Origin of the sequence: Komarekiella delphini-convector SJRDD-AB1 (assembly GCF_014831675.1) — a bacterium.
In the GTDB taxonomy this organism is placed as follows: Bacteria; Cyanobacteriota; Cyanobacteriia; order Cyanobacteriales; family Nostocaceae; genus Komarekiella.
Genome location: NZ_VJXY01000054.1, coordinates 1 through 22122, shown reverse-complemented (window position 1 = coordinate 22122; position 22122 = coordinate 1). Strand labels below are relative to the sequence as shown.

General features: G+C 41.6%; 20 protein-coding genes, 1 tRNA gene and 3 pseudogenes. 12 read left to right on the top strand and 12 right to left on the bottom strand.

Annotation, left to right across the window (positions count from 1 at the left end; genetic code table 11):
- Positions 1–538 precede the first annotated feature (538 nt).
- Together cax and FNW02_RS31045 are read left to right on the top strand one after the other, a co-directional pair.
- A complete protein-coding gene (gene cax, locus FNW02_RS31050) occupies positions 539–1630 on the top strand; it encodes a calcium/proton exchanger (protein WP_191761297.1) in 1092 nt (363 codons plus the stop codon).
- A 560-nt stretch (positions 1631–2190) separates the two neighbouring features.
- The gene (locus FNW02_RS31045) at positions 2191–2742 is read left to right on the top strand and encodes a peptidoglycan-binding domain-containing protein (RefSeq protein WP_191761296.1); all 552 of its coding nucleotides are present in this window, start codon (positions 2191–2193) and stop codon (positions 2740–2742) included.
- 73 nt (positions 2743–2815) lie between these two features.
- On the opposite strand, the gene FNW02_RS31040 is transcribed toward FNW02_RS31045, so the two are convergent.
- Both FNW02_RS31040 and FNW02_RS31035 read right to left on the bottom strand, forming a co-directional pair.
- Positions 2816–5236 carry a sucrose synthase gene (locus FNW02_RS31040; RefSeq protein WP_191761295.1) on the bottom strand — a complete coding sequence of 807 codons (2421 nt, stop codon included), beginning with the start codon at positions 5234–5236 and terminating at the stop codon, positions 2816–2818.
- 1002 nt (positions 5237–6238) lie between these two features.
- Positions 6239–6311, bottom strand: a tRNA-His gene (locus tag FNW02_RS31035).
- A 56-nt stretch (positions 6312–6367) separates the two neighbouring features.
- Between FNW02_RS31035 and FNW02_RS31030 the strand changes: the two genes are divergently transcribed.
- The 3 genes from FNW02_RS31030 (at position 6368) to cobA (ending at position 8534) form a co-directional block, all read left to right on the top strand.
- Positions 6368–6742, top strand: a complete 375-nt coding sequence (locus tag FNW02_RS31030; protein ID WP_191761294.1) for a DUF4359 domain-containing protein — start codon at positions 6368–6370, stop codon at positions 6740–6742.
- A gap of 260 nt (positions 6743–7002) precedes the next feature.
- Entirely contained in the window at positions 7003–7758 is a 756-nt protein-coding gene (locus tag FNW02_RS31025; RefSeq protein ID WP_191761293.1) for a sirohydrochlorin chelatase, read from the top strand.
- Positions 7755–8534 carry a uroporphyrinogen-III C-methyltransferase gene (gene cobA / locus FNW02_RS31020; RefSeq protein ID WP_191761313.1) on the top strand — a complete coding sequence of 260 codons (780 nt, stop codon included), beginning with the start codon at positions 7755–7757 and terminating at the stop codon, positions 8532–8534. Before FNW02_RS31025 ends, cobA begins: the two co-directional genes overlap by 4 nt.
- Here cobA and FNW02_RS31015 read toward each other — a convergent pair.
- Both FNW02_RS31015 and FNW02_RS31010 read right to left on the bottom strand, forming a co-directional pair.
- Positions 8515–8952, bottom strand: a complete 438-nt coding sequence (locus FNW02_RS31015; protein WP_191761292.1) for a response regulator — start codon at positions 8950–8952, stop codon at positions 8515–8517. The genes cobA and FNW02_RS31015 overlap by 20 nt on opposite strands.
- Before the next feature lie 41 nt (positions 8953–8993).
- On the bottom strand, positions 8994–10073 hold the full coding sequence (locus tag FNW02_RS31010) for a response regulator (RefSeq protein ID WP_191761291.1): 1080 nt from the start codon (positions 10071–10073) through the stop codon (positions 8994–8996).
- A gap of 1469 nt (positions 10074–11542) precedes the next feature.
- Here FNW02_RS31010 and FNW02_RS31005 point away from each other — a divergent pair.
- From FNW02_RS31005 to FNW02_RS30995, 3 genes are all read left to right on the top strand, one after another.
- Complete coding sequence (locus tag FNW02_RS31005; RefSeq protein ID WP_191761290.1) at positions 11543–12238, top strand: Uma2 family endonuclease; 696 nt, start codon at positions 11543–11545, stop codon at positions 12236–12238.
- A 77-nt stretch (positions 12239–12315) separates the two neighbouring features.
- Complete coding sequence (locus tag FNW02_RS31000; RefSeq protein ID WP_191761289.1) at positions 12316–13035, top strand: Uma2 family endonuclease; 720 nt, start codon at positions 12316–12318, stop codon at positions 13033–13035.
- Entirely contained in the window at positions 13032–13967 is a 936-nt protein-coding gene (locus tag FNW02_RS30995) for an RluA family pseudouridine synthase (RefSeq protein WP_431356829.1), read from the top strand. Before FNW02_RS31000 ends, FNW02_RS30995 begins: the two co-directional genes overlap by 4 nt.
- A 327-nt stretch (positions 13968–14294) precedes the next feature.
- On the opposite strand, the gene FNW02_RS30990 is transcribed toward FNW02_RS30995, so the two are convergent.
- From FNW02_RS30990 to FNW02_RS30980, 3 genes are all read right to left on the bottom strand, one after another.
- Positions 14295–15062 carry a phycobilisome rod-core linker polypeptide gene (locus FNW02_RS30990; protein ID WP_191761288.1) on the bottom strand — a complete coding sequence of 256 codons (768 nt, stop codon included), beginning with the start codon at positions 15060–15062 and terminating at the stop codon, positions 14295–14297.
- Between the two features lie 553 nt (positions 15063–15615).
- A complete protein-coding gene (locus tag FNW02_RS30985) occupies positions 15616–16167 on the bottom strand; it encodes a hypothetical protein (protein WP_191761287.1) in 552 nt (183 codons plus the stop codon).
- Positions 16164–16781 (bottom strand): phycobiliprotein lyase, encoded by a 618-nt coding sequence (locus FNW02_RS30980; protein WP_191761286.1) that lies wholly within the window; start codon positions 16779–16781, stop codon positions 16164–16166. The genes FNW02_RS30985 and FNW02_RS30980 overlap by 4 nt, the downstream gene beginning before the upstream one ends.
- A gap of 304 nt (positions 16782–17085) precedes the next feature.
- Here FNW02_RS30980 and FNW02_RS30975 point away from each other — a divergent pair, with 304 nt between their 5' ends.
- From FNW02_RS30975 to FNW02_RS30960, 4 genes are all read left to right on the top strand, one after another.
- Positions 17086–17253 carry an NblA/ycf18 family protein gene (locus tag FNW02_RS30975; RefSeq protein ID WP_191761285.1) on the top strand — a complete coding sequence of 56 codons (168 nt, stop codon included), beginning with the start codon at positions 17086–17088 and terminating at the stop codon, positions 17251–17253.
- A gap of 546 nt (positions 17254–17799) precedes the next feature.
- A complete protein-coding gene (locus tag FNW02_RS30970) occupies positions 17800–18357 on the top strand; it encodes a globin family protein (RefSeq protein ID WP_191761284.1) in 558 nt (185 codons plus the stop codon).
- Between the two features lie 78 nt (positions 18358–18435).
- On the top strand, positions 18436–18930 hold the full coding sequence (locus FNW02_RS30965) for a globin family protein (protein WP_191761283.1): 495 nt from the start codon (positions 18436–18438) through the stop codon (positions 18928–18930).
- Between the two features lie 428 nt (positions 18931–19358).
- Positions 19359–19973, top strand: a complete 615-nt coding sequence (locus FNW02_RS30960) for a HEAT repeat domain-containing protein (RefSeq protein WP_191761282.1) — start codon at positions 19359–19361, stop codon at positions 19971–19973.
- Positions 19974–20023: 50 nt separating this feature from the next.
- Here FNW02_RS30960 and FNW02_RS30955 read toward each other — a convergent pair.
- From FNW02_RS30955 to FNW02_RS40250, 5 genes and pseudogenes are all read right to left on the bottom strand, one after another.
- Positions 20024–20420: pseudogene (locus tag FNW02_RS30955) on the bottom strand (helix-turn-helix domain-containing protein).
- A 23-nt stretch (positions 20421–20443) separates the two neighbouring features.
- Complete coding sequence (locus tag FNW02_RS30950; protein ID WP_191761281.1) at positions 20444–21364, bottom strand: HEAT repeat domain-containing protein; 921 nt, start codon at positions 21362–21364, stop codon at positions 20444–20446.
- A 23-nt stretch (positions 21365–21387) separates the two neighbouring features.
- Positions 21388–21627: a hypothetical protein gene (locus tag FNW02_RS30945; RefSeq protein WP_191761280.1), complete on the bottom strand. Its 240-nt coding sequence runs from the start codon at positions 21625–21627 to the stop codon at positions 21388–21390.
- 155 nt (positions 21628–21782) lie between these two features.
- Positions 21783–21986, bottom strand: a pseudogene (locus FNW02_RS30940) (DUF1838 family protein); the annotation flags it as partial.
- Between the two features lie 24 nt (positions 21987–22010).
- Positions 22011–22122 (bottom strand): annotated as a pseudogene (locus FNW02_RS40250) (IS982 family transposase); the annotation flags it as partial.

The following is a 22122-nucleotide window of genomic DNA, read 5'->3' as shown; positions in this document are numbered from 1 at the left end:
GGTCTTAGTATAGTGGGAAATCTGCGTTATCGCACAGCCTTTTCCCTAAAGGCTTAAAGTAATCAGCCATTGAACGACGCCTCAATTAGGATTTCTTCGTTGGCAGCGCCAATAAAAAATTTAATTGTCTTTTAATACATTAAACCCCATTGTTGGTGTAAAATTTTGGCTTAAATTCATAGTTTTGCAACAAAAGATTGCAAAAACACAATAAAACGCAATCTTATTTTACATATCTAGCATAAGACTGAAAACAGTAAAATCTCTGAATGGGTCTACAGACTGTTGAGAGTATCCTGTGGGAGTGCTGAAGCGCGGATAGCCAGCTATGGTTTAGCCCGTGCTGAGATTTGAGTAAGTGAAAGAAACGAAGCAGTCGCTAGCTAAACATGAATAAATTAAAGTTTGGAGTTAGTGCAAAAGCTCTAATTTCAAGCAATGAAGTATCTTTAGTGAATTATGTTTACTTAACACCATTTCTTTACTCTTCACTCAGTACTCACAACTCCGATAGGATACCTTCAACTCAAGGTGACAAATGTCAGGTAAAAACATTGTTTTTCTCGTTTTATTGCTGTTTATCCCGATTTCTTTAGCAGCCCACTTTTTAGAATGGGGTGAATTGATAGTTTTCATTACAGCAGGATTAGCAATTTTGCCCCTAGCAGCTTGGATGGGGACAGCTACAGAAGAAATTGCTGTAGTAGTTGGGCCATCATTGGGGGGGTTGTTGAATGCCACCTTTGGCAATGCTACGGAACTGATTATTGCCCTAATTGCTTTGAAGGCTGGATTGGTAGAAGTAGTCAAGGCTAGTATTACGGGATCGATTATCGGCAATTTACTGCTAGTGATGGGTCTTTCCATGCTTTTGGGTGGTCTGCGCCACAAAGAGCAGACATTTCAGCCAATTGTGGCGCGGGTGAATGCTTCTTCTATGAATTTGGCAGTGATTGCAATTTTGCTGCCAACAGCAATGAAATTTAGCTCTCAAGGAATTGGCGAGGAAACGTTGCAAGATCTTTCCGTTGCTGTTGCTGTAGTGTTAATTCTCGTCTACGCCTTAACGTTGCTATTTTCGATGAAAACCCACTCCTATCTATATGATGTGGGTGTAGCAGAAATAGAAGCCGAGGATAACTCTCATGCTAAACCAAATATTTGGTTGTGGAGTGGGGTATTGCTAGTATGTACCCTACTAGTAGCAATTGAGTCAGAACTACTTGTTGACTCTTTAGAAATAGCCACATCTCAGTTGGGTTTAACGGCACTATTTACAGGGGTGATTCTTGTACCCATCATTGGCAATGCTGCCGAACACACCACAGCAGTAACAGTGGCAATGAAAGATAAGATGGATCTTTCTGTTTCCGTGGCTGTGGGATCGAGTATGCAGATTGCCTTATTTGTCGCTCCCGTTTTAGTTATTGCAGGGTGGATAATGGGTCAGCCTATGGATTTGAATTTCCATCCCTTTGAATTAGTAGCTGTGGTTGTGTCGGTGTTGATTGCCAATAGCATCAGTTCTGATGGTAAATCCAACTGGCTAGAAGGCACGTTGCTATTGGCTGCCTATGCGGTTTTGGGTTTTGCCTTCTACTTTCATCCAGTTATCGATGGCGTAGGGTAGTCAACTGTAAAAGCGATCGCTTGTTGTAGTTTAACCAAAAGCGATCGCTTTTAATTAGAGGCGATCGCATATCTTACTCTACAAAAAGTTTCTAACCACCATCTGCGGGGGGACAATTTTTTTTGAATCTAGAGTCTATCATTGTTGTCAAACTGTGCATTGATCATTGCTTAAAAGAACTGACTCGGTACATCCAGTAGTGTTATTGGTAGCAGTATAAACATGCTAAAAACCGCATCAGCAGACCAACTACGATCTCAAGATAATTCTGCAAATTTGCTTGATGGCATTTCCATGAGATCACATAGTATGTTATTGTCTAAACCGTCGATTTAGGAGCAATATTTTATAAATTAATGGCTTGATTACAGCTCAAAAAAGTACAAAGCATTAAGCAAAGTAGTCTAATTAGACGGAAGAATGAGGAAAGAAAATGAGAGAATGAAGGTTTATCTGAAAAAATTAGTACATATTTTTTAATTAATTCAGTATGCACTATTCCGGAATAGCAGCATTTTTGTTCGTCAAAAGAAATATTGGTCTTAGTAAAATGAACTACCATGACTGAAATCGGCCTGCTGATGACGAGCGTGTTAACAACAAGACAAGCATCTGGGCCCAATTTGCCGGAGCAGCAATTATTTCAGATGGAAAATGGCGTGCATCAGTCAACAGATCAGTTATCTCTAACTGCTCAAGTCACACCACCTGAATTTATGCAGGCAGATGCAACTCCCCAGGCTGGGATGTCAGCGCTCACAATAGATAAAGAAAATACACTTAAAAAAATCAGAAAAAATAATCAGTCACTAGATTCTTCTGACTTAGCTGAACCCCAGAAGTATGCCCAGTCCGTAGGCAAAAGCCGTAAAAAGGCTTTGGGAAAATTTCAGAAGTTTAGTAGCCAACCTCTGCCAAATCTCTATTTTGGTAGCTCTGGTGTTGCCGTTAGAGCCTTACAACGATTGTTAATCTCTAACGGCTATGCTGTCCGCATTGATGGTATTTTCGGCGCACTGACAGAAACAGCTGTCAAAGCCTTTCAAAACCAGCAAAATTTAGCGGTGGATGGAGTAGTTGGTCAGCGAACCTGGCGAGCGTTGACAATTTAGTCATTTGTCCTTAGTCATCTGTCTTTTGTCCTTAGTGAATACAAATGACAAATGACCATTGACTAATGACTAATTATCGATACTTGTGCTGCTCTAATAGTTGTTGCGCTCTTGGCTTGTAAATTAAATAGAACAAAGCCTCAATATAGCGCAACAAATCTTCCCGGTTCTCCTTCGAGGTAAAGTTCCAGAAGCCATAAATTCGTGCTAATGAGAGCAGCTTGGTAGTGTGAATTTTCCAAGTATAAGTGCTATAAACTCGGTCAATTGCTCGCTGAGAGATTTCACCCCAGTAGTTAGGATTCTGTTCGCATTTAGTAACAAAATCTACAATTTTTGTGGCTGTCTCTTCTAAATTGGTCGGGTTAATGTAAAATCCATTAACCTTGTCCTGAATAATTTCTAATGGCCCACCAAACTGTGTGGCAAAAGTCGGTATTCCTGAAACCATTGCTTCTAAGATTGTCAAACCAAAAGCTTCAAATAAAGCTGGTTGCACAAAAATTCCTTGGTGATCGGCGATTACTCGGTAGATTTCACCAGAATCAGTTTTAGATAGACGTACACCAAGCCAGCGAATTTTCCCATGAAGATTGTACTCGTCAATGATTTGGTAAAGTCTGATAATTTCGTCACGTTCTTCGTTGTCGCCTGATTCTTCCACGCGCAACTTACCTGCAACTAAAATTAAGTTGCAATGCTCTTGTAATTCCTGACTTTTACCATAGCATTCGGCTAAACCTGTGAGGTTTTTGATCCGGTCAAGACGTGCCATTGAAAATAGAGGGCGCTTACTGGGATCGTCGAGTTTGCCAAATATTTGGATCGGATCTTCTAAGGTAAATAGCGTTTCTGCAAGACGTTGGCGATCGCTCTCAACTCGGTCTTGAGTTTGAGAATAGGGGAAATAATAATTCTCGTTTACCCCAGGTGGTACGACGTTAAATTTGGGACTAAATAATTCAATCCCATTCACTACGTGGTATAACTCCGGCATAGTGAAGCACTTGTAAGACTCGTACTGTCCCACACTATCGGTTGTTCCAACAATTTCTTGGTAGGTGCTGCTAATGACGAAGTTAGCAGCATTCATTGCAATCAAATCAGCTGTGAATTGCAATGAAAAATGATATTTATCCTCCAAATCTTGCCAGTACAGGTTACTAAACAAGTATTTAGATTTCTCTAAAGCATGGGCGACATTGCATTGAGTGACTTTCATCCGCCGCGCTAGCAGAAATGCCACTAAATTCCCATCAGTATAGTTACCGACAATTAAGTCAGGTCTACCTTGAAATTCTGCTAACAGTTCTCTTTCTGAGTCAATGGCGTAGGTTTCTAGATAAGGCCAAAACTCAAATCGGGAAATCCAGTTTTGAGTCATGTTGGGATTGAATTCCCGCAAAGGTACTCGTAAAATCCAGGCGTTTTCAGTACCGTGGACTTTTTCTAGTCGTTGATTACAAAGAGTACCATCACTATTGGGAATCAGACGGGTGAGGATAATCACCTTTGGCTGGACGTTTAGTTTCTCTAAACCAGCTAGAAGGGCATCTTCTTGCAACTGCTTTTCTAGACTCTTAGCCTGATCAAGTACGTAAACCACCTGACCACCAGTATCGGGACGCCCCAAAACGCCTTCTTGCCCAAACCAACCGTGGGCTGAGACAAGGACGATTCTAAAAATCATCGGGACGCGAGAGATGAAGGCTTCTAAAGTCTGGGGATCGGGAGAGTCTATCAATTCGTCGAGAATATTTAAAGTATCTCGCACACGCTGGGCTGTGTTACCCCAACCCGGTTCAAAACCCATTGTTTGCAATTGGAACCGGAAGTCTTCGTAAGGTTCTTCATTGGGGCGATCGCTAACAAATGTGATCGCTTTTTTAACTTGCTGCGAAAGTTGTTGCTGGGATTGAATGCGATCGTTGACTAATAATTGAACCCCGTTATATTGGTGCAGACGCAAGAAATTTAATAAGCTTTCCAGCAATTGTTTGGAGTCTTGAAATATTTTGCTGGATAAATAGCGATTGAGAAATTGCACACCCTTGCCAATATTTTTGGGATCGCGGATCACAGGGGTGTAGTCATAAAAAGGCCCAAAATCTAACTCTAGCAAGTCTCCTTCGTTAGGCTGAAACTTGTTCACTAAGCGATCGCGTAGATCCAGCAGTTCTTGCACCGTCATTGGCTCAACACTCAAGTCTGATGTTAACCAATAAATTTCTTGACTAGCAATCTTAGAACGGATAATGAAACAGAAGTTTGAGTCCTCCTGAATAATTTCCTGAGTGTAGTAAATTAATTTGCCTAAATCAGAAGTAGTACAAAACGTCTCAGATTTCTGGTACTTGGAGCAGTATTCACTGTATACATTCAATATGTCGTTCCGCAACAAATACTTTTTGTCTTGTTGACGTAGTTCACTGACGAAAGAACGCAAATCACTCTTTTCTTCACTATCTAGGACTGCTTGGAATAATTCAGACACGGCAACCCCGCTAGAAAATTTTACATTGTTGGCTCCCAAGGCAAGAGCGGTAAGCTCCTACCTTGTTTGCATAATATAGAACCACGAATCAATACAGATAAATTATCTTTACCTCTGCATTTAAGGTTAACTACTTTTTAGCAGATACCTAGATCGTGTTCTTCTTTACTTAAAGTATCTATTACTCAGTATTTTTTGATCTAACTAAAGGAATACAATTCTTGTTTCTTTTGATAGAGGTTAGAAAATATTGATACAACGGCACTAAGAGCACTATCACTTAAGTTATCAATGGTTGCATGTATTTGTTTACCATATTGTTTATTCGTGTGTATTTTATTGTCAGTTGACTTACGATATCAAGATTTACTTTATAGCTTGAGCAGACTTGTCAATGAATAGTTTTTTTTGTAAAAACCTATTCTTATGTAGTGCGCTACTACCTTCCCAATTTTTGAAACAAAAGTTAATTTTTTGCTTGAGCCTATAACTGTGTATTTTAACTTAAATGAATTAAAATCAATTTTTTAAGTTATCTAGATCAAATGCTTATTTACTCTAGCTATAATTTCAGCATAAAGTTGTTTAAATAGGGTCGGTTAGTATGGCTGACAATATAAATAAGTTAACAGCTTCAGACCACAGCGTAGGTAACATCATGATTATCTCTTTACTTGCCTTCTGTGGATTGACTTTTCTCATTCTTTTAGGACTTTTCTAACAGCTTACTGTGCGTTAAAAACTTTTTTTGGAAGCAGATACAGCTCATCTGCTTCCATTATTCATGCGTTAGCAGAAAAATAAAAAAGTAACAATTTACTATTATCATTGTCATAAATTCGATATTGAAATAGAGGAGTTAGCCAAGTTTATCAAGTACTTGTGCTTATATACATCAAAATACCTATAAGCTAAATTAATATTAAGCTGTACTACCTTATCTAGGCTGACTCAAGTGTAGATAAAAATTATTGCCAAATAAGATACTGTACTGTAATATAGGGCGAACGATGGGACTCGAACCCACGAATGGTGGTACCACAAACCACTGCCTTAACCACTTGGCTACGCTCGCCATTCAACAATTTGGATTATAACAAGTTTTGGGGAAGCGATCAAGAGTGTTTGTTAATGGAACCTATCGCATATCTTGGAGCAGCAGCGGGACTCGCCGCTTTAGGGGTGACAATGGCGAAGACCAATCCCAGTCAGGCTGAATATGAAGAGTATGCAGTACAGCGATTGGCTAAGTACTTAAAAACTGACGTATGTAAAAAAACAACGAATATCTTAGAAAATTTAATAAATTTAAATTGTGATAAGTTGGTTGATTCGGTTAATCCACAAATGCAGGAAATTCTTGCCAGGACTACAGAAAGGCAAAATTATATTATTTTTAGTATTTACCGTACAGATTTAAAACTAAATTCTTGGATACCTTCTTACAGATTTGAAACGGTGGGAGCATTGAATCAATTTTATACTTACACTGCTCAAGAACAATAAGGCAAGCGGCACAGGGAAGAACATGGAATAGCTTGCACATACTTTTGTATATAAATTTCTGGACAATCGCTACCCTGTTCGGTCAATTTTTTGATATTTTGCGATCGCCAGCAAATAAACCAGTAGTCTCTAAAGCACAGTTGTAATAAGCCTAACTACGATGCCTATTCTTGCTGCGGTTATTTAAATATCCCACAATCAAGTCCTTTTAATCTTAAGTAAGATAAAAAAAATAGCAACAGAGAGTTAAATCCTTGCCAATGTCATCTGCTTATCTGCTGGTATCCCACGGAAGTCGCGATCCGCGTCCAGAAATTGCCATGCAAGAACTAGCACAGCTACTAAGTAATAAACTGGATAATAGCTATAATCAAGCAGCTTCTACTGGTGGTGTATCTCCAGATTGTAAAAATCAAGTAGGTGTAGCTTACTTGGAAGCAAGTTCTGAGCCATTACACGAGCAGATTCGACAATTTGCCAAGAGCGCTTTAGTCGCTGGGTGCAATCATCTAGAAATTATACCGCTATTTTTGCTGTCGGGAGTGCATGTAATGACAGATATTCCGGCGGAAGTAGCGCTAGCACAACAGGTTATTGGTCAAGATATGATGATTGAGCTACGACCATACTTAGGCAGCCACCCAAGTTTAGGGAAATTACTAACAAAGTCAATGGCTGCTATCAAAGCACAAGCATGGATTTTGTTAGCTCATGGTAGCAGTCGCCCTGGTTCGCAACAATCAGTAGAAGCAATGGCGGCAAGTTTAGAAGCAATGGTTGCTTACTGGGCTGTCCCTCCTAATTTAGAATCACGAGTGAAGGAATTGGTAGTTGCTGGCTATCGGGAAATTGCAATATTGCCATATTTTTTATTCGCGGGTGGAATCACCGATGCGATCGCTCGGTCAATAGAGGAGCTAAAATTACAGTTCCCTATGGTGAATTTCCAACTGGCTCAGCCTTTAGGAGCAAGTGCAGAATTAGCCGAGCTAATTTGGGATTTAGTAGAAAAATAAATTGCACACAAACAGAGGGGAGAAAGTATTTGGGAAAAGTTTATTTGGTGGGTGCGGGGCCCGGAGATCCGGGACTAATGACCCTCAAGGGTAAAGGGTTGTTGGAATGTGCAGATGTAGTCATCTATGATGCCTTGGTGAGTCCAACAATTTTAGCAATGATTAATCCCCAAGCAGAGCAAATTAACGCTGGTAAGCGCATGGGGAGACATTCTTTGTTGCAAGATGAAACAACTCAACTGCTAATTGATAAAGCGCAGGATAATGCAATTGTGGTGCGCCTCAAAGGTGGCGACCCCTTTATCTTTGGTCGCGGTGGTGAGGAGATGGCAGAATTGGTGAAAGCTGGAATTTCAGTAGAAGTTGTACCAGGTATTACATCTGGGATTGCAGCAGCAGCTTATGCAGGTATACCTTTGACTCATCGACTGTATAGTTCATCCGTAACATTTGTTACTGGGCATGAGGCTGCGGGTAAATATAAACCGATAGTAAATTGGAATGCGATCGCCCACAGTTGTGAAACCATTGTAATTTACATGGGAATTCACAATCTGCCTTACATTGTAGAACAGTTGAGCGCAGCTGGGCTGAGTTTAGAAACGCCGATTGCTTTAGTACGTTGGGGTACGCGACCCGAACAAGAAGAATTGATTGGGACGTTGAAGACAATTGTAGAACAAGTAGAGCAAACTGGATTTGGTGCGCCGGCGATCGCGGTAATTGGTCAGGTAGTAAATATGCACGCTATTTTGTCTAGTTGTCGTCCAGTTTGATGGTTAGTTTGCAGCTTCTTTGAAAAATCGAGTTGTGGCTTTGTACTTCTACTGATTGAATAATACTTAGTAACTGTTCAGAGGTGTATGGCTTAGTTATATAGGCGTCAGCACCTTGTTTCCTTGCCCACAAGTGATGAATTGCCTCATTTTTACTACTACAAATTACAATCGGCACTTTTTGATTAGTTGGATTTCTGTTGAGGAAGCGACACAACTCAAATCCACTCATTCCTGGCATTACCACATCGGTAACAATCACATCAGGTTTTTCTTCTAAAACTATTTCTAGAGCTTCTTTAGCACTGGTGGTTTTAATGATGTTATAACCTCTATCTCTAAGAAAATGACTGATTAATTCCAATTCACTCAAAGAATCTTTGACAACTAGAATTGTACTAATCCAAGTAATGCTCAATCTTTAATCTCCAAGGCTTAGTTATTTTTGTTTTACAAAGATTAAACAATGTGTTGAAAGATTACTTTCAGTAAATCTCCTTGTGTAAAAGGCTTAGCCAAATAGCCTGAAGCCTTGACCATCTTGGCTTTAGCTCGATCTACAAAACCTGTTTTTCCTGTCACCATAATCACAGGTGTATTTTTAAAATACGAGTGTTTACGCAGCAAAGAACATAGCTCATATCCGTCTAAGTTAGGCATTGAAATATCCAACAAAATTAAGTCGGGTTTAGCACGGATAATGTGCATCAAAGCTTTCAAGGAATCGGTGACTCCCACAACCGAAAACATTTGCTCATCTAAATAATTTTTGATCGCACTCAAAACTGTGGGGCTATCATCAATACAAAAGATTGTGTAGAGTTTTTTGTCAGCAGGCGGCGGTATAATTTGCTTGCTGCTATGATCGATAGTATTAATACTGCTAGTTAAAGGGCGGTTAGCGGATGCTACTGGTTGATTGCCGTTGTCTAGCTTAAGCAACTTTTGAGCAGCCTTGGTTCGAGTTTGTGGCTGATTTGTTGGCAAAAATTGCGAGGGTTGCACTGGAGAAGTAGGCGATCGCCTTTGACACCGTTCGACTAGTAAGCGAACATTAAGATGACAGAACTTTGGCATGTCATCCAAAAAGCTTTCAGGAATAAATTCGTAACTTCCCTCTTCTAAGCTCAGAAATGACTCCAGGACTTCTAGAGCTAATTGTTCTATCAGCAACGCTGCTTGAGAAGGACTAAGATATTTCTGATTGACTAACCAGCAAATAGCTAAGTAATCTGGATTTGGTATTGCCTGATTTTCAATACCCGTTTCAAATATCGCCCGCAGCTGCTCGTGAATTCCGCGAGGAAGGGTAGAAATTTGCAGGCTTAAGCGTTGCAAGTTTCTGTACAAGGGTTCAAACATTTTCTCTGAGTAGCAGGTATAGATCAATTTACCTTCGTCTATGTATATTGACCAAGAACCTGACGTACTAAAGACCTGTAAACAACCAGTAACAGACTTACTAGTAATTTTTTTTAATAAAGATAAGGGCTGGAGTTTTTGGAAAAATCTATATCTACTAATAGGAAGTGTCTTCATCGGGACGGCTCTGGATTAAATTTATATTCGCAGTCAAAATTCGTGAATTACCTTTTCAGAATTCACAGCGACATTATCGTAGGCACTGTCAGATCAATATAGCGGTCACATTTAAGTTAGTACAGAGATTCCACACCCCCCAACACCTAATTCGCCAATCTCTGCTAAGCTATAATGCACAAATCACGACTCGCTATGTCAAACCAAGCTCTACTGTTGCCAAATAGCGAAATAGCTTAATTTGTTTCCTGGAAACAGTGTTCCAAAAATCAGATTTACTTTCTGTATCTTTTGCTAATCTGACTGCCTCACTGTAACTCAACTACAGTTGTAAACCAACGCTTCAGAACCGCAAACAGAGCAAAAACCGTAGTTCCGCTTTGCTCGGACTTTACTGCTTCAGCCGAAACGCGTAAATTCAGAGTTTAGAACTTCAGACACCTTCTTGAGGACAGCTTACGCAGTTTTAGTGTGTTTTATGGAACTAAGTATCTATAATTGTTCAAGGTTTTACTTAAGTTCTGGATTGTAGAGCTTTTCTTTACAAGACTTGAGTAAATTTATCCCTTGAGCAATAGAAATGGCAAAGTCTCATTAGGGGTGAGTCAGAGAATAACTGATGCAGTGATGGTATGTAGTGAGATGCAACCACGGCTGACTCAGTGGAAGGTAATCTGTTCATAAGTAATGAAAACACGCTCTAAATTTGTGTTGCGATGAATAGTTACCTAGCATAATTCTGAACACTAAATTCTCGAATTGACAGTAAAACTCAAAAATTAGAATTCATACCTAAAAAATCACAGTCTTTAGTTAAATGGTAGATGGAAAGTAAATTACTTACTAAAACTTAGATTACTATAAATTTCAAGTAAAAGTAAAAATAGTATGTAAATTTTATAATAAGTCATTAAAGAAAATATGAATGAAAATTAATATTTTTTTTAGGGAATTGTTATAGATATTTGTTCGTTGAACTATCCTGATATATGGAAAATGTGCAGTAAAGCGTACTTTTATTATGTGATTAAATTACGCTTGTAAAGTAACGAACTATTTTGTACTGGCAATTTAACATAAAAATCTAAAGTCTTAAGTGGAACAGATATAATATGTTGGATAAAAGTTAGTAAATACACCAAATGATGTGATAAAACGTTTGCTGTAATTAGCGGAATATGAGAAACAAATTATCTAAATCTAGATACAGGAGTAGCCATATTAGAAAATGTGACTATTGCTATTCGCGACAGAGTAAAAATTAAGTAAACACAGCGCGATCGCAAGTATTAGCTCAGCGAAAAACAATGGCTTTTTAGGGGAGTTTTGCGACTGGCTTAATTGCAAGCCTAATCCTCTGGAGTATCCTGCACCGATATAGCCTCATAACTCGCTTTCGCCGCTAAATCTCTCTCTTGCTTGCAATTCGTTAAAATTAATCATCTACCTGTCGAATGGGAATCACCGCAATGGTCACACAGTTACCATCTTCCACCCAAAAAGGCATCATCTACCCCGACAGTGACGGACAGCCAATGGCAGACAACACCAAGCAGTTTGAATTAATTGTCTGGATTAAAGATAATTTAGAACTGCTGTTCGCCAACGATCCTAATGTGTTCGTCGCTGGTGACTTGTTGTGGTATCCCGTGGAAGGTGATAACAAGCTCCGCCAAGCTCCCGAGGTGATGGTAGTATTTGGTAGACCGAAAGGATATCGAGGTTCTTATCAACAGTGGTTTGAAGACTATATTCCCCCACAAGTGGTTTTTGAAATTTGGTCGCCTGGAAACCGTATCTCCAAAATGGCGAAAAAATTTGAGTTTTATGAACGTTATGGTGTAGAAGAATACTATTTATATGAACCTGATGTAGTGGACTTGACAGGTTGGCAGCTTCGTAACTCACGATTAGAAGTAATTGACCAAATGGCTGGTTGGGTAAGTCCTAAATTAGGAGTGCGCTTCGAGTTGTCTGAGGAAAAACTAGAAATCTATCGCCCTGATGGCGATCGCTTTCTTACCTATTTGGAATTAGATCAGCAACGACAGCAAGAAAGACAACGAGCTGAACAAGCAGAAGCAAGAGCTGAACAAGCAGAAAGTAAACTAGAAGTACTCCGCGCTTTACTTCAAGAACGGGGAATTAATCCAGAGCAATTGTGACCGAATTTAATTTACAAATTGAAGAACCTTCAGTTAGTTAAAATTGACAATACACTTGTGAAATTGGACTTATAGCAATGGTCACTCAGCTACCATCTTCCAACAGCCAAAAAGCCATTGTCTACCCCGAAAGCGATGGACAGCCAATGGCAGAAAATACAAAACAGTTTGAGTTGATTGTGCTGATTAAAAAGAACTTGGATCTTTTATTTGCTGATGACCCTAATGTATTCGTTGCCGGCGATTTATTTTGGTATCCTGTTCAGGGGGATAACGTTACCCGCAGAGCGCCTGATGTCATGGTAGTCTTTGGCAGACCAAAAGCAGACCGAGGTTCTTATCTAGAATGGCAAGAAGATAATATTCCCCCGCAAGTGGTGTTTGAAATTCTCTCTCCTAGCAATAGTGCTAAAGAGATGATTGCTAAATACAAATTTTACGAGCGTTATGGGGTAGAAGAATATTACTTATATGATCCAGAGACAGGTGAGTTAAGCGGTTGGTTACGTTCTGGTAGTGAACTAGCTGAAATTCCCCAAATGACTGGTTGGGTAAGTTCTCGTCTTGGTATACGCTTTGAATTGTCAGATAACGAACTTCAGATTTATCGTCCTGATGGGCAACGGTTTCTGACATATATAGAACTAGCGCAACAACGGCAACAAGCGCAAGCTCAAGCTGAACAAGAACGCCAACGAGCTGAACAAGAACGCCAACGAGCTGAACAAGCAGAAAGTGAACTAGAAGCACTCCGCGCCTTACTTAAAGAACGGGGAATTAACCCAGAGCAATTGTGACCGAATTTAATTTACAAGTTGAAGAAAATAACGAACGCCTAGATCGCTATCTTTCCCAAGAATTACCAGACTTATCCCGTTCCCGCATCCAACAGTTAATCGAACAGGGTAACGTGCAAATTAACGGCAAAGTCTGCATATCTAAAAAGATTAATGTCAAAATAGGCGATCGCATCACTCTCGAAATCCCAGAAGCGCAACCCTTAGAACTGCAAGCAGAAGATATTCCTCTAGATATTCTCTACGAAGACGACCAGTTACTCATTCTTAACAAACCCGCAGGCTTAGTCGTGCATCCCGCACCGGGTCATCCAGATGGTACTTTAGTAAATGCCTTATTAGCACACTGTCCCAACTTACCAGGAATTGGGGGAGTCCAACGTCCAGGAATTGTCCATCGACTGGATAAGGATACAACAGGGGCGATCGCAATTGCCAAAACAGATATTGCCTATCAAAGCCTACAAGCACAGCTCCAAGCAAAAACCGCTAGGCGAGAATACCTAGGCGTGGTTTACGGTGCGCCAAAAGTTGAAAGTGGTACTATAGACTTGCCCATCGGTCGCCATCCACAAGACCGCAAAAAAATGGCTATTATACCCGTTGAACAAGGTGGACGATCTGCCATCACTCATTGGCAATTACTAGAGCGCTTGGGTAATTACACATTAATCCACTTCCAATTAGAAACTGGACGTACCCATCAAATTCGCGTCCACAGCGCCAAAATTGGTCATCCAATTGTCGGCGACCCAGTTTATGGTTCTGGTCGTTCAGTGGGGGTAAATTTGCCCGGTCAAGCACTACACGCTTGGCGTCTAAAGTTGCAGCATCCCTTATCTGCGGAGTCGATTGAGGTAACAGCTCCTCCTCCCAGAACATTTACAAAGCTTTTGGAAGTTTTACAAAGACGAATTGCACTGTCAAACTGATACCAAATTATGTTTACTCGTAATCAAGAGTGCTGAGTAATAATTCCAACCATTTCAAGATGTGATATGGTGCATTCTTCTTAGTGTCTTTGTAGTTAAAAAATTTACTTTTTAACCACCAAGACGCAAAGACACAAAGGTGAAAAGGCTGATGCTGACTACTATCTTTTGACTTCCAACAACTGATAAACAATTAGCGTGCATCAGGCATGGGATAAAGTCTGTTTCACTAGTTATACCTAAATGAAACTCCTACATAACCCAGGACTTATGCACGCTATAAGATGATTTTAGGCAGTGTACTAGCCAGATGCAGACAATAAATCGTTACTTAACGCCTGACAGTTGTCTATAAGGTACAGACTTTTCAATATCAATGTTGTATGGCGAGATCCGTTGTGGAAGATTGCCAGTTGCATTGATATCTTGTGCCATACCCAGGAATAGAGCAGGATCGCCAGCTTTGGGCTTTTGGTCTTGTGGGGTGTATCTCCGTACTTCTACCTGCCAAATGATTTGTGGGAAACCCAGTTTAGCACGGTGATAAGCATCATATCGTGGAGATTTGATGTTGAAAGGTAACTCACCTTCAGCACGGGATGGTAATACTCGACGCCGCTGATAGGGAACTGTCGAGTATCCAAAATTGCTCAGGTACTCTTCAGTGTTGAGCAATTCATCAACAAAACCTTTAATACCCTTGGTAGCAACTACAATTGACCAGGCAATTTTTTCCCGCTCGTTGTAAACATCGCGACCGAGAACCTTCTGCACGCAATGTTCAACAAAACGGTAGTTGCTGTTGAGGTCGTAGAAGCTTTTCTTAAAGGTATTGGAAAGCAGTAAACCACGAATAAAGTCTCGTACTGTAATCTGTCCATTACGGAGTTGAGACTCTAGGAATGGTTCGCGATCAGCTGCAAAAGCATGGAAAAAAATCTGACGATATGCTGCTTCGATCAAATTACCTAAATCTGATGGAGAAAGCAGATTGTCTGTAGAGAAAATCCTGGCTTGTTCATCACCCGGTACTTCATACGCCTCTACACGCTGGTTTTGACTTGAAGGGTCATATGTTAATAGAGGAAGTGGCACTCTAAAGCCTCCATGTTCTTAATTAAAATTAACAACTTTAAATCACATATTAAGGGAGTAGTTGTATCAGAACCTCAGAATTCTGATTAAATTTCACGAAACTTAACCAAGGATAAGTTTTCGTAGCAGTAGGCTTAGTTTACGGTATTTAGTCCATAGCCTAGCAGTAAAATGACTGTGGCTATCCAGAAAAGGAAGTAGCTTTATACACGCTAATTTTGAGATAAAGCTAAGTAACTTAATAAAGGAATCAACTGTCAAACTTAATCTAGTTGCTAAATTCTCACTAAAGATAACAAGAAATCACAATTAGATAGCTTCCCATTAAAAGCTTTGTCCATTTTCAGATTAGGGGATTCAGTTTCACTTTTTTGAAAGCAAGCAATAATCTTTAACATTAGGGATTGGGGACTCGGAACAGACGAAGGGTAAGGGAGACAAGAGTCATTAATTATTCTCTTTCCTTGCCCTTTTGCTCCTCTGCTTCCCCTGCTTCCCCTGCTTCCCCTGCTTCCCCTGCTTCCCCTGCTTCCCCTGCTTCTCCTTTCCTTAATCAATACCCTTGACCTATCCAAAATTCCAGAGGATCTATGGTTGAGTTACAGTAAGGCCAGTTACGCAAAGTTGCTTCCATCCCTGGCTCCCATTCAGGCGGTTCCAATCCCAGTCCTAAGCACAGGTGAGATAGAATTCTGACAAACTGCTGGTTATGACCGGAGTCTCCTAAATGAGCATGGGCGTATTCATGAGCAACGATACTTAACCAGTCTATAGGTGCAATTCGTCCGACATCTACCAGAATGGTGATTGGGGTTGTGAAAATGTTGCACAGACCGTCGATGCCAAAGGATTGAGCTATGGGTACTGCAAAAATTTGGATGTGGGGACGATCTTGGGGATGAAAGCAATCATGACAAGCTTCAAGATAGATCTTAAGCTGAGCATTAATAGTGTCAATATTATCGCCGATCCAAGTGCAAATAGAAATGCGATCGCGCAGATTATTGATTACATCCACCATACCCGGCTCTAGAGCAAGTTCCTGTATCAGGCGTACATACTCTAGACCACGAGTAAAAGCATCAGTCTGCTTCAGATAATTCACCAGCCCAAAACTGAATAAAACTGTCTTGCTTCCTGAACATCCTCTGTTTGTCTGGAGGTTACTTCTTCTGTACTGGAACCTTCTGAAGATGTCTCAACGCGGGCCTCAGTACAAAACGATGCCGTGCTGAAACCACCAAACCGTTTCACTGTACTGGTTCTTAGTCGGAGATTTGGGCTGGCGAACCAGAATCGCTCAATGGAACTCATTGTTTCATATTCAGTGGTCAGCACTAGCCCATCTTGATCATCCATATGATATAGACCGACTACAGGCACAATTTCTGCGTAACCTCTCTCCCGGAGTAATCTACCTTGCCTGGGGTTATCAACATCAGGCACGATCGCAAATATGGTTTTACCCTCATGGTTTTCATCAGCATCTCTATCCCAAGCCATTGTGCCCAGCCAACGCACGCGCGAGCCACCCACTGACAGACTAGGGTCAATCTGATGATACTGGCATAGTTCAATGATTTCTGGGTGATCTTCAGCCAGAGTTTCTACTTGAATGTCTGATTCTCCCGTCTCTGAGCGCTTGAAGGCAAGATGATGGGTCGCTCGTTGCGATCGCCATTTGCCAGCACTTAACTTAAAAAATTCCATCGCATCCATCAATCTTCTGACTCCTACTTATTACTCTTACGGATGATGTTTTACGGATTTTTTCTTTTTAAAGTTATTGGTATATAGACATTCTAAACATTACAGCGATCAGCGGTTAGCTTTCAATCAGCCTCCCGACAAAGGGATTTAAATCGGTATGTTGCTATACAATTGTAAACTTTTATGGTGGCAGTTGCTTATAGCTTGACAAAGTAGACAGTTTAATATCTTGTGCTAGATTAGTAGAAATGCTGGTTTGTACAAGCAGTATTAACTAAATACCCTTCGATTATGTGAATCAGAGGAGTGAATCATGGACTTCCCAATCGAACTGACCTTAGAGCAACAGTTCCGTTTACAAAACTTAAAAGACCAGGTTAAAGATTTGAGTCGCGAAGAGGCTCAAGAATTTTTGCTAGAAGTTTTACGGCAAATGATGGTAAAAGACAATTTGGTCAAGCATTTAATTAAACAAGCTTGACACTTAGTCAAATTTAGTCATCCAGACGCGATTTATAAGGCAGCGTTTTACGGATAAAACCGTAAACAGTAAAAGTTAGCTTATTGTGTGGTTCCCCAATAAGGCGGCTTTGAGACTTCGGAGAATTGCTTATGCCAATTAGTGCAGTTGTTCTCTACAGCAAGGCAAAATGCCTACAACGAAGTCAACCATTGCAAGTGACTGTTACTACTACATACATAAAGAGTTGATGGTTTTCACACTTTAATTCAAACTTGATCTAAGTACAAAATCTCATAGTGTCCTAAATAACATCAGCCTGGGTGAAAGTGGTAAAACTCACCCAGGCTCACGTTTTTGATTAACCACAAAAGAAAGTTGGGTAAGCAAGAGGAGAATGTGGAAGTAACTAAGTGCTAAGTGGAAAATATTACAGATTATTACTTTCTCTCTCATAGAAAAGACGAGAGTACTATTAATCCCCTATGTTTTTCTTGGCTGCTCGCAATTATTTCGAGAACACGCCAAAAATAATATCCACCATTTGTGAATATCAAGGGGAACTCAATGGTTCTTGATGCTTTTTCTAGAGCTGTAATTACAGCAGATGCAAAAACTGCTCCTATCGGTGGTGCTGATTTGGCAGCCCTCAAGTCTTTTATTGCTGATGGTAACAAACGCCTTGACGCTGTGAATGCGATCGCTAGCAATGCTAGTTGTGCTGTTTCTGATGCTATTGCTGGTATCGCTTGTGAGAACACAGGTTTGCTACAAGCTGGTGGTAACTTGTACCCCACTCGCCGGATGGCTGCTTGCCTGCGTGATGCTGAAATTGTCCTGCGCTATGTAACCTATGCGCTGTTGGCTGGTGATTCCTCTGTGTTAGATGATCGCGCTCTGAATGGCCTCAAAGAAACCTATTCAGCTTTGGGCGTACCTACCACCTCTGCTGTACGCGCTTTTCAAATCCTGAAGTCTATCAGCGTTGCCCACATCACCAACACCAACACTGAAGCTAACGCTGGTAAAAAGTTCCGCAAACTGGAAGTTGTGCAAGGCGACTGCTCTGCCTTGGCTTCAGAAGCCGCTAGCTACTTCGATCGCGTTATTTCTGCTCTGAGCTAACAGCTCATGGCTAACGGCTATTAGCCAAGCAAACTGAAATCCAAATCCGAGCAAATGCAATCAGGAATATAAAAAGCAATGAAATCAGTTATCACCACAGTTATTACATCTGCTGATGCAGCAGGTCGTTTCCCCAGCACCTCTGACTTAGAATCCATCCAAGGTAGCATTCAACGTGCGTCTGCTCGTCTGGAAGCTGCTGAAAAGCTAGCTTCTGGTATCGATGCCGTAGCCAAAGAAGGTTATGACGCTGCTTTCAAAAAATATCCTTACCTCAACCAAGAAGGTGAAGCTGGCGACACCCAAGTCAAAAAAGACAAGTGCCTCCGCGACATCAAGCACTACCTGCGTCTAATCAACTACAGCTTAGTTGTTGGTGGTACTGGCCCTCTGGATGAGTGGGGTATTGCAGGTGCTCGTGAAGTTTATCGCTCCTTGGGTCTGCCCACTGCTCCCTATGTTACTGCGATGACTTATACTCGCGATCGCGCTTGCTCTCCTCGCGATATGTCTCCTCAAGCGTTGGTTGAATTCCGTTCTCTCCTCGACTACGTAATCAACTCCCTGTCATAGTGAGATGGATTAACTAGACGAGCGATCGTCATACTCTAAAACTAAGGGACTCTCAGTATATTGCTTTGCCTAAATTAGGGTAAGCGATCGACTAAGAGTCCCTCAGTTGTATCATTAGTCAAAAGTCAAGGGTCAACCGTGCTGAGTGCTGAAGCGCGGATAGCTATGGTTTAGCCCGTGCTGAAGCGCGGATAGCTATGGTTTAGCCCGTGCTGAGTTCTGAGTCTTGAGTCAGTATTTATTCTCCCCCTACTCCCCTGCTCCCCTGCTCCTCTGCTCCCCTGCTCCTCTGCTCCCCTGCTCCCCTGCTCCCCTGCTCCCTCTGCTCCCTGTGCTCCTTAGCTTCCCCAGTCCCCAATCCCCAGTCCCCAATCCCCAGTCCCCAGTCCCCAATCCCCAGTCCCCGCTGACGATATAGAAATAAACTTATGACAATAGATTCTTTATTTGAACAATTGAAACATCCCAACCCTAATCTGCGGGAACGAGCGATGCGGGAACTGGCTGATGTCCGGGATGAAAATACTATTTCTCGCTTGATGGGCATTTTGGATGATGAAGATGTTACCTATCGGCGAGCTGCGGTAAAAGCACTGGGCGCTATTGGGCCCGATGCCGTGCCTTCACTGGTAGAGTCATTGTTAAACAGCGATAACGCGACTATTCGAGGTAGTTGTGCTAAGGCTCTGGCTCAGGTCGCTGCCAACCATCCAGAAGTTTCCTTTCCTACCGATGGCTTACAAGGATTAAAAACAGCCCTCAATGACCCAAATCCCGTTGTTTACATTGCCTCCGTGATGGCGTTGGGCGAAATTGGTTCTCCTGCTTTTGAAATTTTGGCTGAGGCGCTGAGAACGACGGATAATGTTGCGGTAGCTGTGGCGATTGTGAATGCACTCGGTTCGATGGGTGATATTCGGGGGGTAGAAGTGCTGACGGCATTGACTAGTGATGAATCTGTCGATCCATATATTCGTGAGTCAGCAGTGAGTGCATTGCCGCGATTAGATCAGGTGATTAATTATTCTAAGAGAGTGAATTAGCGATCGCACTTGAGGAGTAGGGGCTAACTTGTACTGGTAAGTAATATGGATTAGATGAACAGGCTGGGTGTCACCTTGAAGTAATCTCCGAGTGCTTTAGCTTGTGCTTTACTAATCGACCGCTTGCCGTTCACAACCTCAGACACCACGCCGCTAGACCCGATTATGCCCACTAAGTCAGCTTGGTGGGTGTAACTGACTTCCAATGTGTTGGAGAATTTCATCCGGTGCAGATTCATCCATTGGATAGTTTTGTGCCTCATACGCTTCAATCAGCGTTACTATCAGCTTATGTATAGCTTGTTCTTCTAGAGTTCGGTTCTTGGCAAAGGTTAGGCGCTCTGCCAGTACTAAGGCGTGATTGTAATCTTCTTCCGTTTCAATCACCTTGGGAACGACTTCAGCTAGCAGATTACTGTAAGCAGCTTGGTCAAAAGTAAGAGTCATTTTTCCATTTGCCTTTCATCGTCTTATTCCCAAATGTCTTCTTCTGAATGCCTCTCAATTTGAGAAATCGCCAACTTGATCACAGCTTGAACCGCCGCTTCTTCTTCTATTGTTAATGCAACTTGTAGGGATTCTAAAGCAGTGCGATCGCCTATTTTCATTAATGCTAGAGCCGCAGCCCTCCGAGTTTCCCAATCAGCATGATTTTTTAGCAAATCAACTAGCTGGGGAACCGCAGGACGATACTTGAGGTTACTCAAGGCTGTTGTGGCTTCGCATCGTACGGATGAAACCGGATCAGCTAGAGCATTCATCAGGATATCGAACGCTCCCGCTTCTGGATTTTCCTGAGCGATCGCTGCGATTGAACCAATCACGGCAGCACGAACTTCGGGCGAGTCAGAGTCAATTTCTCGATATACATACTCCTTGGCTTCTGCACCAATAAATGCCAACGCCCATGTCGCTAGACCCTTGGAACTTTCAGGATATTCAGTTGATGCTAAAATTTCTAGCAATGCTGGTACTGCTGCCTCACCCGTTCTAGCGAGCGCTCCAACACAGGAGTTTTTGACAACAGTATCCTGATCATTTAGGAGGGCGTTGACTAAAGTTGGAACTGCTTTTGGATCAGCAATGAGTGTCAAGGTTTTAGCACTGGCTCTCCGTACAACTGGATTTGGGTGATTTGCCACAGCCTCCAGCAACAACGGGGTAACAGGCTTGCCAATTTTACCCAATGCCTCTGCGAAACTCAAGCGTACCATTCCCCGCGAGTCTCCCAGACTTTCAACCATTCGCTTCAGGATTTGTTGGTCATCAGGGTTGAAAGTGTTCAGGCTTAGTTGTTCACTGACTACCTCAAGTAAGGCATCAGTCTCCGTCTGGGAAAGATGTAGCGAACTTCCCCCCGATTGAGTTTCGGAGTTGAGCATATCACTCATAGCTAAATTATTCAGATGGATTACTAGTTACTAACCATCAGGCTGGCCTGCTGATTGCGGAGTTCCTCAAGTGCAGAGTCAATCTTAGCAAGCTCAGGCTCCAGTTGCCCCATTAAGCTTACCCTCATCACCTTAGCTCGTTTTGCCACTTCCGTAGTTTCTCTAACCAGACGTTCCCGATATTGCTCCAGTTCTTCAATGACCTCTGCCAGATCTTGAGCGGTTACATTATCGGTTAATATGATTTCTGAGGTTTCATCCATATCTGTTGCTTCCTAAACCCGGATCTATATGATGGTTTGTTGCTAGTGTTCAAATGTCAAATGCATATATTCTGATCTTCTCAGATCGCGTTACCACTAGTAAACCTTTTTGAACAAGTAGTCAGAAGAAGACCGTACTGGCTCCTCCTGAATCCTCAAGCAGTTTCCTCTAGCGGGAAAATATCCCCCCGCAAGTATGACTCAAAGTGTTTCTTAAAGTACTGAATACTCGTCATATTCGGTTCATCGCTTTGTGTGGGTGTGAATTCATAAATTGGTACTTTTTCTCTAACCAGTTTGACCAATTGAGGATGAAGCTGCTCAAAAGAATCTACTCTAAATATTGTTGTTTCAAATCTTAATTTAGCTAACCTGAGTTCGGGTTAAAGATAAGAAGGCAAGAGCCACTCCAGTTGAAGACTAGGTTTCTTAGGTTGATGACAATAAGCGATTAATCCGCATAAAACGTTAACACAAAAATTAACGGGGCTGCGA

What these genes read in the sequence shown, in the direction of transcription:
- cax (WP_191761297.1), top strand. Translation starts at nt 539, where the DNA reads ATGTCAGGTAAAAACATTGTTTTTCTCGTTTTATTGCTGTTTATCCCG.
- FNW02_RS31045 (WP_191761296.1), top strand. Translation starts at nt 2,191, where the DNA reads ATGACTGAAATCGGCCTGCTGATGACGAGCGTGTTAACAACAAGACAA.
- FNW02_RS31030 (WP_191761294.1), top strand. Translation starts at nt 6,368, where the DNA reads ATGGAACCTATCGCATATCTTGGAGCAGCAGCGGGACTCGCCGCTTTA.
- FNW02_RS31025 (WP_191761293.1), top strand. Translation starts at nt 7,003, where the DNA reads ATGTCATCTGCTTATCTGCTGGTATCCCACGGAAGTCGCGATCCGCGT.
- FNW02_RS31010 (WP_191761291.1), bottom strand. Translation starts at nt 10,073, where the DNA reads ATGAAGACACTTCCTATTAGTAGATATAGATTTTTCCAAAAACTCCAG.
- FNW02_RS31005 (WP_191761290.1), top strand. Translation starts at nt 11,543, where the DNA reads ATGGTCACACAGTTACCATCTTCCACCCAAAAAGGCATCATCTACCCC.
- FNW02_RS31000 (WP_191761289.1), top strand. Translation starts at nt 12,316, where the DNA reads ATGGTCACTCAGCTACCATCTTCCAACAGCCAAAAAGCCATTGTCTAC.
- FNW02_RS30980 (WP_191761286.1), bottom strand. Translation starts at nt 16,781, where the DNA reads ATGGATGCGATGGAATTTTTTAAGTTAAGTGCTGGCAAATGGCGATCG.
- FNW02_RS30975 (WP_191761285.1), top strand. Translation starts at nt 17,086, where the DNA reads ATGGACTTCCCAATCGAACTGACCTTAGAGCAACAGTTCCGTTTACAA.
- FNW02_RS30970 (WP_191761284.1), top strand. Translation starts at nt 17,800, where the DNA reads ATGGTTCTTGATGCTTTTTCTAGAGCTGTAATTACAGCAGATGCAAAA.
- FNW02_RS30965 (WP_191761283.1), top strand. Translation starts at nt 18,436, where the DNA reads ATGAAATCAGTTATCACCACAGTTATTACATCTGCTGATGCAGCAGGT.
- FNW02_RS30960 (WP_191761282.1), top strand. Translation starts at nt 19,359, where the DNA reads ATGACAATAGATTCTTTATTTGAACAATTGAAACATCCCAACCCTAAT.
- FNW02_RS30950 (WP_191761281.1), bottom strand. Translation starts at nt 21,364, where the DNA reads ATGAGTGATATGCTCAACTCCGAAACTCAATCGGGGGGAAGTTCGCTA.
- FNW02_RS30945 (WP_191761280.1), bottom strand. Translation starts at nt 21,627, where the DNA reads ATGGATGAAACCTCAGAAATCATATTAACCGATAATGTAACCGCTCAA.